Source organism: Streptomyces sp. NPDC043726, from assembly GCF_056436565.1.
The window spans coordinates 206,006-218,688 of record NZ_JBWKCI010000006.1 but is presented as its reverse complement, the minus strand read 5'-3'; the positions used below and the strand labels follow the sequence as shown (position 1 = coordinate 218,688).

The 12,683-nt window shown below is 71.9% G+C and carries 13 protein-coding genes; 4 read left to right on the top strand and 9 right to left on the bottom strand.

What is annotated here, in order from left to right; all coding sequences use genetic code 11:
- Nucleotides 1–24 precede the first annotated feature (24 nt).
- Nucleotides 25–732 (top strand): SDR family NAD(P)-dependent oxidoreductase, encoded by a 708-nt coding sequence (locus AC068Z_RS19255; RefSeq protein WP_478556740.1) that lies wholly within the window; start codon nt 25–27, stop codon nt 730–732.
- 34 nt (nt 733–766) lie between these two features.
- On the opposite strand, the gene AC068Z_RS19250 is transcribed toward AC068Z_RS19255, so the two are convergent.
- From AC068Z_RS19250 to AC068Z_RS19240, 3 genes are all read right to left on the bottom strand, one after another.
- On the bottom strand, nt 767–943 hold the full coding sequence (locus AC068Z_RS19250) for a DUF1272 domain-containing protein (RefSeq protein ID WP_478556738.1): 177 nt from the start codon (nt 941–943) through the stop codon (nt 767–769).
- A 320-nt stretch (nt 944–1,263) separates the two neighbouring features.
- Nucleotides 1,264–1,839: a DUF4865 family protein gene (locus AC068Z_RS19245; RefSeq protein WP_478556736.1), complete on the bottom strand. Its 576-nt coding sequence runs from the start codon at nt 1,837–1,839 to the stop codon at nt 1,264–1,266.
- Nucleotides 1,840–1,866: 27 nt separating this feature from the next.
- Nucleotides 1,867–2,436, bottom strand: a complete 570-nt coding sequence (locus AC068Z_RS19240; RefSeq protein ID WP_478556734.1) for a TetR/AcrR family transcriptional regulator — start codon at nt 2,434–2,436, stop codon at nt 1,867–1,869.
- 186 nt (nt 2,437–2,622) lie between these two features.
- Between AC068Z_RS19240 and AC068Z_RS19235 the strand changes: the two genes are divergently transcribed.
- Nucleotides 2,623–2,907: an SHOCT domain-containing protein gene (locus tag AC068Z_RS19235; protein ID WP_478556732.1), complete on the top strand. Its 285-nt coding sequence runs from the start codon at nt 2,623–2,625 to the stop codon at nt 2,905–2,907.
- 289 nt (nt 2,908–3,196) lie between these two features.
- Here the strand turns inward: AC068Z_RS19235 and AC068Z_RS19230 are convergent, their stop codons facing one another.
- Entirely contained in the window at nt 3,197–3,736 is a 540-nt protein-coding gene (locus AC068Z_RS19230; protein WP_478556730.1) for an ATP-binding protein, read from the bottom strand.
- A gap of 185 nt (nt 3,737–3,921) precedes the next feature.
- Complete coding sequence (locus tag AC068Z_RS19225; RefSeq protein ID WP_451732752.1) at nt 3,922–4,245, bottom strand: hypothetical protein; 324 nt, start codon at nt 4,243–4,245, stop codon at nt 3,922–3,924.
- 372 nt (nt 4,246–4,617) lie between these two features.
- Here AC068Z_RS19225 and cds1 point away from each other — a divergent pair, with 372 nt between their 5' ends.
- A complete protein-coding gene (cds1, locus tag AC068Z_RS19220; protein WP_478556727.1) occupies nt 4,618–5,751 on the top strand; it encodes an L-cysteine desulfhydrase Cds1 in 1,134 nt (377 codons plus the stop codon).
- Nucleotides 5,752–5,755: 4 nt separating this feature from the next.
- Here cds1 and AC068Z_RS19215 read toward each other — a convergent pair whose 3' ends face one another.
- Together AC068Z_RS19215 and AC068Z_RS19210 are read right to left on the bottom strand one after the other, a co-directional pair.
- Nucleotides 5,756–6,232, bottom strand: coding sequence for an SRPBCC family protein (locus AC068Z_RS19215; RefSeq protein ID WP_478556725.1), 477 nt, complete (start codon nt 6,230–6,232; stop codon nt 5,756–5,758).
- A gap of 51 nt (nt 6,233–6,283) precedes the next feature.
- Nucleotides 6,284–7,120, bottom strand: coding sequence for a DeoR/GlpR family DNA-binding transcription regulator (locus AC068Z_RS19210; protein WP_478556724.1), 837 nt, complete (start codon nt 7,118–7,120; stop codon nt 6,284–6,286).
- A 288-nt stretch (nt 7,121–7,408) separates the two neighbouring features.
- Here AC068Z_RS19210 and AC068Z_RS19205 point away from each other — a divergent pair, with 288 nt between their 5' ends.
- Nucleotides 7,409–9,706 (top strand): hypothetical protein, encoded by a 2,298-nt coding sequence (locus AC068Z_RS19205; RefSeq protein WP_478556722.1) that lies wholly within the window; start codon nt 7,409–7,411, stop codon nt 9,704–9,706.
- Nucleotide 9,707: 1 nt separating this feature from the next.
- Here the strand turns inward: AC068Z_RS19205 and AC068Z_RS19200 are convergent, their stop codons facing one another.
- The gene (locus AC068Z_RS19200; RefSeq protein WP_478556720.1) at nt 9,708–10,094 is read right to left on the bottom strand and encodes a VOC family protein; all 387 of its coding nucleotides are present in this window, start codon (nt 10,092–10,094) and stop codon (nt 9,708–9,710) included.
- A gap of 70 nt (nt 10,095–10,164) precedes the next feature.
- Entirely contained in the window at nt 10,165–12,606 is a 2,442-nt protein-coding gene (locus AC068Z_RS19195; RefSeq protein WP_478556718.1) for a right-handed parallel beta-helix repeat-containing protein, read from the bottom strand.
- Between the last annotated feature and the right edge of the window lie 77 nt (nt 12,607–12,683).

The window sequence follows — 12,683 nt, the reverse complement described above, 5'->3', positions numbered from 1 at the left end:
ACGCGTCGCCGCAGCCTTGAGGACATGACGACCACACTCATCACCGGGGCGAACAAGGGCCTCGGCTTCGAGACCGCCCGCCGCCTCATCGCCGCAGGTCACACCGTGTACGTGGGCGCCCGGGACGCCGAACGCGGCCGGAGCGCCGCCAACCGGCTCGGCGCCCGCTTCGTCCGGCTCGACGTCACCGACGACGCCTCCGTCCAGGCCGCCGCGAAGACGGTCGAGGCCGACGGAGGCCTGGACGTCCTGATCAACAACGCGGGCATCGAGGGCAGGGGTGAGGACAACAGCATCCTGAGCGCCGAGGACACCACCGCCGACGCCCTGCGGACACTGTTCGAGACGAACGTCTACGGCGTCGTCCGCGTCACCCACGCCTTCCTGCCGCTGCTCCAGAGGTCCGCGGCCCCCGTCGTGGTCAACCTCAGCAGCGGCCTGGCCTCCCTGTCCCTGCTCGCCGACCCGACGTCACCGACGCACTTCTACCCCGGCCTGGCCTACCCGGCCTCCAAGACCGCGGTCAACGCGATCACTGTCCAGTACGCGAAGGCGTTCCCACGGATGCGCGTCAACGCCGTCGAGCCCGGCTACACGGCGACGGACCTCAACGGCCGCACGGGCACCCAGACCGTGGAGCAGGGCGCCGAGATCATCGTCAGGATGGCCCAGGTGGGACCGGACGGCCCCACGGGCGGCTACTTCTCGGCGGAGGGCCCCATCCCCTGGTAGCGGGCCGTACGCCTGTGGACATCGCGACGACGGCCTAGACCCGGCGAGGCCTCGGGACCAGCTCCCCGCCGCAGTTGGGACAGACGTCCCGCATGGCCTCGCTGCACGGCACGCAGAAGGTGCACTCGTAGGAACAGATCCGGGCGGGCCCGTCGGCCGGAAGAGCGGCCGTCTCACAACGCTCGCAGAGCTCGCGCATCTCCAGCGCCATGTCCGCACGCACCTTTCCTCGGATCGTCCGTTCGCTTCCCATCCTCCGCACATCAGACCTGGCCGAAAGCATCCGACGGGCCAAAGATCAACACGATCGGGCCACGCTCATGCCCAGTCGACGGCGAAGGCGCGCGCAGTTGTGTCACCACCAAGAAGCAGGCCAGAGGGCGTCTGGCCTGAGCGGCGAGCCGCCGCATCACACCATCGGGACAGCGATGGAGCTGCCCGAGGATTACCCGCTCCGGCGGCACCCCCGACTCCCCGCACAGCGCGTGAACGTCCAGCACATGAAAGCCGCCGGCAACCCGGTAGCGGCCATCACAGCTTCCCTCGCCTCAGCCCTTCCCGCCCCGGCGCGGACAGATGCAGCACCTCGAACACGTCCCCCTCGGCCCTGGGCGAGTCGTGCTCCCACAGTGAGAAGTGCACGAACTCCCAGGCCCTGGTGTCCACACCGCACGCGGCCAGCACGGCACCGTCCTGCGCCGCGAGCCGGCGCCCCTCATCCACCGCCTCCGCGACGACGTCGGCCATCACCCGCCCGTCCGGCACGGCCCTCCGAAGCCGAACAGCCGTCCGCGCGCGGGAGGAAGAGCCCTCCTCGAAGGCCACCCCCGTCCACTGCCGCGCGGAGGGCCGCCCGAAGTCATCGCAGATCCCCTGGAAACCACCGCCCCATAGAAAGGAGTTCATGCCCTCGACGGTGTTCCAGAGATAGAACGGCGCGTACTGGCTCACCGCCGAGCCGTGCACCCCCCGCTCCCGCATCAGATAGGCCTTCACCCCCAACCCCTCCCACTGATCGAGCAGATGCCCCCGATCGGCGACGCGCCGCCGGATGACGCCCATGTCGTAGTCGGCGGGCAGACCGATCTCGTACTGCATCGCATGCACAACAAGCCCCCTGGTCAGTCGGACTGCTCACTCGGATTGATCAGCCGGACGAAGAAGGGCGAGTAGCCCCCGCACCCCGCTGTCGAAGGCGGCCGGCGAACCCGAAGCCCGCGCGAGGACATAGCCACCCTGAACCGTCGCGACGATCGCCGCGGCGATCTCCTCGCCGTCCAGACGAGCCGCGAACTGCCCCTGCTCCTTGCCCTCCTCGACGATCCCGGCGAGCCGTTCGCGCAGCCAGTCGAGGGTCTCGTCGACAGGCGCCCGCAGCACCTCGCTCGCCGCGACCTCCGGGTCCATGGTCAGCCGCCCGACCGGGCACCCGCGCAGCACATCGCGCTCCCGCCGCAGATACCCCTCGATGCGCTCGTACGGCGTCCCCGAGGCCCCCAGCACCGCCTCCGCGGCGGCCCGCATCTCCTCGGCCGTACGACGGATCGCGGCCAGCGCGAGATCGGGCTTGCCCTTGAAGTGGTGGTACATGCTGCCCTGCCCGGCCCCCGCGCGCTCCAGGATCGCCTTGGGGCTCATGCCGACGTACCCGCGCTCCCACAACAGCTCACGTGTGGACTCGATCAACCGCTCCGAAGTGCTCACGCACATCACTGTACATACTAGTAGTTACAGAATCCGCGCCCCAAGGAGCAGCCCCAGCACCGCGGCCTACTCCCGGGGAGGTAGGCGCACTGCCGCTGCTCGTACGACGATCCGGACCCCGCCCCGGAGCGAGGCTCGAGGCCTCACCAATAGGTCCCTCCGAACCGACTCGGGAGATGACTCGAGATGCAGACCCTGGCACATTTCGCGGACGGCGGCCCCGGCCCCTGGATCCTGTTCTTCCCCCTCGTCTGGGCAGCCGTGGTCATCGGCGGCATCACCCTCCTGCGCCGCACGGTCCGGCGCGGCCGAGGCGGCGGCCCGCGTCGCCCCTCCGTCGACGACAACTCACCCATCACCGTGCTCGGCCACCGCTTCGCCTCCGGCGAGATCGACGAGGACGAGTACTGGCGCCGACTCTCCGTCCTGGACGAGCAGTTCGGCCGTACCGGCAAGGGCGCTGCGGCATGACCACGACCTTCCGACTCAGCGCCTCCTCCCTGCGAGCCATAGCCACGGACTGACGCCAACGGGCCAACCAAGGGCCACCGCACCCCGGCCACCGGCCGGGAGGGAGCCGGAGGGGCGCGCCGGTGTCGAGACGGCGAACGCGCGGAGGCCCGAAGGGCTGAGCACGATCGCCGTCTCGACATCGGCACACAGCGCCCCGCAGGCGACCGCCCCAATATGGCTGAGGGCACGTAAAAGCGTCACCGCTCACTGGAGCCTTCACGGGCCACTGGGAACTCTCACCGCCCGATCAACCCACAACGGCCGACCGGGCGGGAGCCCTCTCGGGCCTGCGCAGATCCACACGCGGCCCGACACTCGTGAAGCGGTGCGCGGGAGCGTCCAGCACCGTCCGCCGAGGCGGACGCGCCGTCGCACGCGCGGACGTGGGCGTCGGAAGCGTGAACCACACGACCTTGCCCGACTCGCCGTCCGGCCGTACGCCCCAGCTCTCGCTCACCGCGGCCACCATCGCGAGCCCTCGCCCACAGGTGGCCATCGGCGCGACGGTCTCGATGTCCTCCACGACCGGCAGACGCGGGTCGTGGTCGTGCACGGAGACCATCAGCCGGTCGAGCAGCAGCTCGATCTCCACGGTGCACGTCTTGTCGGGCTGTGCGTGCTGGTGGACGTTGGTCAACAGCTCCGTCACACCGAGCGCCGCCCGGTCTATCAAGGGATCCAGATGCCAGTAGCGCAACTGCGCCGATACGATTCTGCGGACCTGGCCGATCCGCGACGGCAGGGCTTGGAGCTCCACCGTGCAGTGCCTGCTTGGGTGACTGATCACGGCTGCGACTCCCCGACTTGAGGTCCGGAAGAACACGGGATTCGGATCGATCCAGCAGGGTGCCTGTGTCCAACGGCCGCCTGCTGTCGTGGCCGGCGGCTGGTTCGCAGCGTTATCGCCGGTAAACCCTGAGTGACGTGAGACCAGCGTGACGCAGGGGCTGCGGTACCGCAACTCGCCGTACGTCAGCGGTTACGCCCCGCCGCCTTCCGTACCGCCTCGATGAACCGGCGCGCGGCGGGCGGCCCGGGCTCGCCGGGTGCCGGGTCGTGGTCGCCCAGGGTCAGCAAATACCGCTTGCCATTGAGGTCCGCGAGCGCTCGGTCGTCCGGGGCGAACCAGGGCTTGGAGGCCCGTACCGCCTGGACCGGCGCGCTGTCGATCTCGCTGCCGTAGCTGGTGAGCAGTTCGAGCCGACCGCCGCTGATCCGGACCTGTCCGGCCCGGGTGAGCGAGCGCAGCCGCTTCCCGATTCGCACGCCCGTGGCCGTGAACTCCGGCTCTGCCATGCCGTCCCGCCCCCTTGCGCGTGTCGGTCTGCCGGACCGCAGGGCCTGCGTGGGCGAGGTCCGGCTCGTGTCGTGTTCCAGTGCGCCCTGGGTGTTCGTGATCCAGTGTGCGCCCTCGGTGCAGTCTGCCCGCACCCAGGCGGGAGCACCAGTGCGTACGGCGAGGTGGGCGGCCGGGACCGGAGCATTCGCCGAATGCGCCCCCGGCCGGTCCGCGCCGGCTCCGCGACCGCTCGGCGCACCCCGCCCCCAGCGTGGCCTTTGAGGCTCTCAAAGCCCTGTTTATGCAGGTGAGAAGCGTGCGGAAGGTGTCTATGATCGGGGCGTCGGCCGCGCCGCGACCCGCACGGCGCGCAGCGTTAGGAGCCCGCCGTGAGCACCCCCCAGAAGACCCGCACCGGCGAAACCCTCGACACCCTCGATGTCGACCACACCGACGTCGGCTATCGGGCCTGGCTGAAAGAGGCCGTCCGCAAGGTGCAGGCCGACGCGAACCGCTCGGCCGACACGCACCTGCTCCGCTTCCCGCTCCCCGAGCAGTGGGGCATCGACCTGTACCTGAAGGACGAGTCGACGCACCCGACGGGCAGCCTCAAGCACCGCCTCGCCCGCTCGCTCTTCCTGTACGGCCTGTGCAATGGCTGGATCCGGCCGGACCGCCCGGTCATCGAGGCGTCCAGCGGCTCCACCGCCGTCTCCGAGGCGTACTTCGCGAAGCTGATCGGGGTGCCCTTCATCGCCGTCATGCCGCGCACGACGAGCGCCGAGAAGATCCGTCTCATCGAGTTCCACGGCGGGCGGTGCCACTTCGTGGACGACCCCCGCACGATGTACGAGGAGTCCGCCCGCCTCGCGGTGGAGACCGGCGGCCACTACATGGACCAGTTCACCTACGCGGAACGGGCCACGGACTGGCGCGGGAACAACAACATCGCCGAATCCATCTTCCGTCAGCTGGAGTTGGAGCGTTATCCGGTGCCCGCGTGGATCGTCGCCACGGCCGGCACCGGCGGCACCTCGGCGACCATCGCCCGCTACGTCCACTACACGCAGCACGACACCCGCATCTGTGTGGCCGATCCGGAGAACTCCTGTTTCTTCGAGGGCTGGACCACCGGCGATCCGGACGTCACCTGCGACTGCGGCTCGCGTATCGAGGGCATCGGCAGACCCCGGATGGAGCCGAGCTTCGTGCCGGGCGCGATCGACCGCATGATGAAGGTGCCGGACGGGGCGAGCGTGGCCGCGGTGCGGGCGCTGGAGAAGGCCATCGGCCGCAAGGCGGGCGGCTCGACGGGCACCGGGCTGTGGAGCGCGCTGAAGATCGTCGCGGAGATGGTGGCCGAGGGGCGCCAGGGCAGTGTGGTGACGCTGCTGTGCGACCCGGGGGACCGGTACCTGGACAAGTACTACTCGGACGCCTGGCTCGCCGAGCAGGGGCTGGACATCCAGCCGTACACCGAGGCGATCGAGTCGCTGCTGGAGACGGGCGTCTGGCCGTCCTGACCCCTCAGGGCCTGGCGAGTCGCCGGTCCAGCGCGATGACCGCGTCGCGGAACGACCGGCCCAGACCGGGACGCGCCGCCTTCAGCATCATCCGCAGGGGCGCCGGGCCGTCCGCCGCGAACGTCCACCGCACCCGGGTGCCCGTCCCGGCCGGGGCCAGGCGCCACTCCTCGACCAGGGCACGCAGGCCGGGCGCGTTGGTGGCGTCGACGCGATAGGCGTACACCTCGGCCGGGTCCGCCGCGAGGACGGTCTCTTCGAAGCGGATGCCGCCGCGCAGGCGGATTCGGCGGCCGGCCTTGGCGTCCTCGACCGGCTCGGCGTGCGCCACGGCCGAGAACCACTCGGCCCAGCCGGGCACGTCCTCGGCGAGGGCGTGGAAGACGGCTTCGGGCGACGCGGAGATCTCCCGGGCGAAGATCAGTCGTACCGGAGCGGTCTCGGCGAAGCCGAGCTCTTCGTGCCGCAGTCGGCGGAGCATGAACACAACCCCCTGGCAATGGCCGGAGGGGTCACGTTAGCTGACAGCGCGTCAGCTGTCTGTAGCGTCCTCTTCCTCCGGCTCACCCGCGACGACCAGCCGCCGCAGCTGCTCCGACACCTGCGCCCGCGCCTCGGCCTCGAGCCCGCGGTCCGTGACCAGTGTGTCGACCTGGTTCAGCGTCGCGAACGAACTCAGGCCCACCACACCCCACTTGGTGTGGTCGGCGACCACCACGACCCGGCGCGCCGACTGCACGAGCCGGCGGTTGGTCTCGGCCTCGGCGAGGTTCGGGGTGGACAGGCCGGCCTCCACCGATATCCCGTGCACGCCGAGGAACAGCACATCGAAGTGCAGGGCGGCGATGGCCTGGTCGGCCACCGGTCCGACCAACGAGTCGGAGGGGGTGCGCACGCCGCCGGTCAGCACGACCGTGGCCGCGCCCTGCCGGGGGCCCGACGTGCGCTGGGCGACGTGGAAGACATCGGCCACCCGTACCGAGTTGGTGACGACGGTCAGATCGGCCACGTCCACCAGCTGATGCGCCAGCGCGTACGTCGTCGTACCGCCCGACAGCGCGATCGCCGCACCCGGGGCGACGAGTTGCGCCGCGGCCCGCGCGATGTCCTCCTTGGCCGTCAGCTCCAGGCCCGACTTGGCCTCGAAGCCCGGCTCATGGGTGCTCGCCTCCACCACCGGGACGGCGCCCCCGTGCACCTTCTCCAGCACGCCCTGGCGGGCCAGCGCATCGAGGTCGCGTCGTACGGTCATGTCCGACACGCCCAGCTTGCGGGTGAGCTCGTTGACCCGGACCCCGCCGCGGCGCCGGACCTCGTCCAGGATCAGGGCGCGCCGCTGCTCCGCGAGGAGGTTCTGATTCTCACTCACGTACGCTCCGGTTCCTTTCGCCTCAAGCCGTCTCGCCCGCCTCGGGCACCCGTTTCGCCAGGACGTTCTCCCTGTTCGGGTCCGCGGACGTCCCATCCTCGCACGCCGGGGCACGGCACGCGCCACCGACCGGCCCGACGCGCGCATGTCACCTGCCTCTCATCCGTCCCCCGCTCGTCACCCGGATCGGGGAGATTCCGTGACGAGGGGTGTGAGCCGCCCGCGCAGCGGCGATCCTGGTGCCCGCACGGACACAAGCGACGGCTCGTCACGGGGGAAGTGCGAACAGTGGAGCGTGCGTCAGAACGTGTCTCGACGGGCGGGTCCGAGACCGCCCTGGAACTACTCGTCCACGGAGTTGGCGGCACCACGCCCCAGGACATGCTCGGAGACCCCCGCACGGTACGGATCACCGGCGACGACACCGCGGCCATGTTCCGGCGGGCCGACGACGCCGACGCCGAGTCCCGCCCGGAGGACTACCGCGACCGGCCGGTGCCCGAGGCCTACGTGTGGTGCAACCTCACCTCCGGCAACGGCACCCGCGCGCTGTGGCTGTTGCTGCTGCCGTTCATGGTGGTCAACCTCGCCCACTGGATGCGCCCCTGCACCCGCGGCCGGGTGCGCACGGTACGCCTTTACGGCGTGCTCGTCCGGCTCGCCGGGCTGTCCCTGACGGTGCTGCTGGTCGCCGCGGCCTGCGAGGTGGCGCTCGATCTGGCGGCCTGGCAGTGCGCGGGCACGCGCGCGTGCGCAGAGCGCAACTCGTGGCTGGGCTTCCTGTCGCCCGAGATCTCACACGGCGGCTGGTGGAGCCTGCCCGGACGCCGCCTCGCCCTCGCCGCGCTGGTGCCGCTCGCCCTGACCGGACTGCTCTGGTACCTCTCCCACCGCACCTGGAGCGCGTACGAGTCCCAGGAACCCCTGCCGCAGGGCCCGGAGCCCGACGAGGACACCGACCGCACCGCGCTCGGCCGTCCCGGCTTCTGGTACGGCCGCCGCCTGGTGGCCCGGCTGCGCGCCGCGCACACCGCCGCGGGCCTGCTGACGGTCGCCGCCGCGGCCGGTCTGCCGGCGGCCCGCTTCGACCACCGCACCGGCGGCCCCGCCACCCTCGACGCCCTCGGCCGCCTCCTGGAGGCGGCCCTGCTGCTCGCGGCGGCCGGCGTGGCGTGGGTCGTGTGCCGCCGGGGCCGCAGCGAGCACCGCATCGACCAGAACCCCGACGACCATCTCGTACGGCGGCTGCCGCTCGCCTGTCTCGCCCTGCTGGCCCTGACCCTGGTGTACGCGGGCTGGGGGCGGCCGGAGTGGGTGTCGAGCGGCCGGCTGCCCGGCGACGCCACCTTCGGCGCGCTCGCCCTCACGCAGGGCCTGCTCGTCATCGTCCTCGCCGGGATCGCCCACGTCCTGCACCGCACCCACCCCGACGCGCGAGCCGCGATGCGCGGACTCGGCGGGCCCGCCGTCGCCATGCTGGCCTGCGCCCTCGGCGGAGTGATGTCCGGCGGCCTCGCCCAGCGCGTCGCCGACTGGCTGGACGGCACCCGTGCCTCGATCCCCGGCCCGCCCGTCCTGCTGACCTGGCAGGCCTCCGTGATCCCGCCGCTGCTGGTGCTGGTGCTCCTGCTGTGCGGCTGGCTCGGCCGACGGACCCTGCGGCTGGCCCGCGCCGAACGGGCCGCGGTGGAACGCGAGCACCGGGGCGAGCCCGAGGACGGCACGCGCACCCGCCGTATCGCCCGCACCCGCGCGATGGCCACCCTCACCGACCGCGGCCCCCTGCTCGTCGCCGTCGTGTCCACCGCGACCCTGCTGCTCGGTGCGGGAGCCCTGGTGGGCGCCTGGGCCACCGACGAGACGCCGGCCGAGGCGAGCGAACCGGGGCACGCCTTCGTCCAGGGCGCCGCCGAGACGGCCCAGGCGCTCGGGTCCTGGCTGATCGGCTTGGGCTTCATACTGTTCGTCACCTGGGGCCGGCGCGCCTACAAGGACGCCTCCGCCCGCCGCACCATCGGCATCCTGTGGGACGTGGGCACCTTCTGGCCGCGCGCCGCCCACCCCTTCGCGCCGCCCTGCTACGCCGAGCGCGCCGTGCCCGACCTGACCTGGCGGATGGCGACCTGGACCCGGGCCACCGGCGGACGGCTGGTGCTCTCCGGCCACTCCCAGGGCAGCGTCCTCGCCGCGGCCGCCGCCTGGCAGCTGAAGCCATCGGTCCGCAAACGCGTCGCCCTGCTGACCTACGGCTCCCCGCTGGAGCGCCTGTACGGCCGCTGGTTTCCGGCTCACTTCGGCCCGGCCGCGCTCAGCGCCCTCCACCACGACGTCGACTGCTGGCGCAATCTTCACCGGCCCACCGACCCCATCGGCGGTCCCGTCCTGCTGCCCGGCGCCTGCGGCCCCGAGGTGGACCGCGACGCCCTGAAGGACCCCCTCGCCTACGGCCGCACCGAGCTGCATCCGCTGCCCGCGCCGATCCTCGGCCACTCCGACTACCAGGCCGACCCGGCCTTCGCCGAGGAACGCGAACGACTGCTGGCCCGGCTGCGGCCCGAGCTGCCCGTGCAGCGGGCCGAGCCCTGAGTCACATGGCTCCCGACAGCACGGACAGGACGTTGCCGGCGGGGTCCTTGAACCAGGCGATGTCCGGTCCCGTGCCGTCGCCGGCGCCGCGGGCGATGCCCTGGTCGTCCTGCCCGAAGCCGTCGTACCGCTCGAACGTCACACCGCGCGCGCCCAGGTCGGTGACGGCCCTGTCGATGTCGTCCACGGGGAAGTTGAGGACCGTGAACGTGGCCGGCGTGTGGTTGTCCTTCGCGTAGACGAACACGGTGGTGTCCCCGCCCAGGTGCAGGACCAGGTTGCCCATTTCCTCCGACACCCGGATGCCGAGGGTGGTGCCGTAGAACTCCTTCGCCCTGCCGATGTCGTCCACCGAGAAACCGCTGAACGCCTTGCTCTGTCCCAGCATGGCCGTGCCTTTCCGTGCGCGCTGTGCGTGTTCACCTCGTCACGGAAACCATCGTTTCAGGGGGCTGGGGTCACGGCGACTCGGGCAGGTCCTCCGCGTAGAGCAGGGTCAGGTCGTCGGTGCTGGGCTCCGCGAGCTGGGCGACGCGGCCCGCGTGCCGCTCCACCATGGCCTCGAAGGTCTGCCGCGCGGTGCGGCCGTTGCCGAACGCGGGCCCCTTGGGCATCGCCGTGAAGTACGCCAGCAGCGCCTCGTCGGCGCCCGGCGCGAGCCGGTACTCGTGCTCGTCGGCCTGCTGCTCCACGATCCGCAGCAGCTCTTCGGGCGTGTAGTCGCAGAAGGTGATGGTCCGCGAGAAGCGGGAGGCCACACCCGGGTTGACGGAAAGGAACCGTTCCATCTCCGCCGTATAGCCCGCGACGATCACGACCACCGCGTCCCGGTGGTCCTCCATCAGCTTCACCAGGGTGTCGATGGCCTCCTTGCCGAAGTCCCGGCCGGAGTCCTCCGGGGAGAGCGCGTAGGCCTCGTCGATGAACAGCACGCCGCCGCGCGCCTTGTCGAAGGCCTCCTGGGTGCGGATCGCGGTCGAGCCGATGTGCTCGCCGACCAGGTCGACCCGGGACACCTCGACCAGGTGCCCCTTCTCCAGGACGCCGAGGGAGGCGAGGATCTCGCCGTAGAGGCGGGCGACCGTGGTCTTGCCGGTGCCGGGGGAGCCGGTGAAGACCAGATGCCGCTTCACGGAGGCGGCCTTCAGGCCGGCCTGCTGGCGGCGCCGGCCCACCTCGATCATGTCGGTGAGCGCCCGTACCTCGCGCTTGACGCTGTCCAGGCCCACCAGCGCGTCCAGTTCACCGAGGACGGCCTTGGAGGTCCTGGCGGGCGGTTCCGGCGCAGGGGCCGCGATCAGCGGCTCCTGCTCGGTGGCGCGCTGCCCGGGGATGGCGCCGAGCAGGCCCGGCGACTGGCTCGCCGTCTGCACGGCCGTCTCGCGCGGCGCGGCGGGCCGGCCCAGCCCCGCGCTCTCGTCGCTGGTGCAGTCCTCCACCACCGGCCCCGACCCGGAGCCCGCGTCCGGGCCGCCGTCGGCGAACTCGTAACCCCCGCGTGCGCAGCGCTCGGTGCGGCACTTCCTCAGCGTCGTACGGCAGCCGTCGATGACATGGAAGCCGTACCCCGCGCTGCCGGTGACCCGGCAGTTGAGGAAGCTGCCCCGGCCGCCCGCGGAGACGTAGAAGCCGGCCTCCGCGGGGGAGTCGACGGTGCAGCGCTCGATGGTGGGGTCGGCGCCCTTGGTGACGATCACCCCGGTCTGCACGCCGTCCAGGGTGCAGTTGGCCAGCGTGCCGCCGCTGCCGTGGTCGCGGAACCAGGCGCCGGTCGCCGCGTCCCGGATACGGCAGTCGTCGAGCTGGGCGGTGGCGCCGTCGCTCACCGACACGGCGGTGTTGCGGACCTGGGTCAGGTCGCTGTCGACGACGTCCGCGCGCGAGCCCCGGTCGAGCACGAACAGGGCGTCCGGCACGTCGTGCACGCGACAGGAGTCCAGGACGGCGGTGGCGCCGTCGCTGACCCAGACAGCCGGGTAGTCGCCGGTCGAGTCGAAGATCTCGCACTGGTTGGCGTCCACGCGCGTGCCCGGGTCCCACACCGACAGGCCGTTGCGGCCGAACTGCCGCACGGTGGTGCGGGTCAGGGTCAGCACGGAACGGGAGCGCAGATCGACCGCGTTCTCGGGGATGTCGTGGATACGGCAGTCGGCCAGCGTCAGCACGGCGTCCGTGTCGAGCGTGACCCCGTCCGCGGTGGTGCGGTGGACATCGCAGTCGGTGAGATGGGCGGTGGCCCGGCCGGTGATCTGCACGCCGCTGCCGCGGACCTCGTAGACCTCGCAACCGACCGCTTCCAGCGCGGAGTTCTCCCCCGTCGCGGCCAGGCCCGCGCCCGAGGAGTGGTGCACCCGGCAGCGCTCCAGACGGGGATGGCCGCCCCCGCGCACCAAGACACCGGACTGACCGGCGGAGACGACCTCGCACTCCTCGAACACCCCGCCCCCGCCGTCGACCACGGCGATGCCGATGCCCGCGGGGTTGTCGACGGTGCACCGCCGCACGGCCGGCCGGGCGCCGCCGCGCACCTCGATGCCGGCCGCGGACCGGGTGACGACCCGCAGGTCCACCAGCTCCGGCGCGCCCTCCTCCACCAGCACCGCGGGCGCCGCCGCGTCCTGGCCCTCCACGTGCAGGTCCTGGATCACGGCCGACGCGCGCACGGTCAGCGGCACACCGTCCAGGGGAGCGATCCGCACCGAGCCGGGGGAGCCCTCGGGGCCGCGCAGGGTCACCGGCCGCTGGATGACGAGGTTCTCCCGGTAGGTGCCGGGCGCGATGGTGAGGACGTCACCGTCGGCCGCGGCCTGAAGCGCTGCGGCGAGCGACGCGTACTCACCCGTGCGGCGCCGCCACCGTGATGTGCCGGTGTGCGTCACCTGGACCGTGCCCTGTGCCATGGCGTTGCTGTGCCCCCACCTCGGTCGTACTGATGCCTCGTTCACCTTCGGGGCGCGTCGGCCACCCCTGCGGCTGC

Coding starts and splice junctions, on each gene's coding strand:
- AC068Z_RS19215 (WP_478556725.1), bottom strand. CDS start 6,232: ATGCTCCGCCGACTGCGGCACGAAGAGCTCGGCTTCGCCGAGACCGCT.
- AC068Z_RS19235 (WP_478556732.1), top strand. CDS start 2,623: ATGCAGACCCTGGCACATTTCGCGGACGGCGGCCCCGGCCCCTGGATC.
- AC068Z_RS19255 (WP_478556740.1), top strand. CDS start 25: ATGACGACCACACTCATCACCGGGGCGAACAAGGGCCTCGGCTTCGAG.
- AC068Z_RS19250 (WP_478556738.1), bottom strand. CDS start 943: ATGGCGCTGGAGATGCGCGAGCTCTGCGAGCGTTGTGAGACGGCCGCT.
- AC068Z_RS19225 (WP_451732752.1), bottom strand. CDS start 4,245: ATGGCAGAGCCGGAGTTCACGGCCACGGGCGTGCGAATCGGGAAGCGG.
- AC068Z_RS19195 (WP_478556718.1), bottom strand. CDS start 12,606: ATGGCACAGGGCACGGTCCAGGTGACGCACACCGGCACATCACGGTGG.
- AC068Z_RS19200 (WP_478556720.1), bottom strand. CDS start 10,094: ATGCTGGGACAGAGCAAGGCGTTCAGCGGTTTCTCGGTGGACGACATC.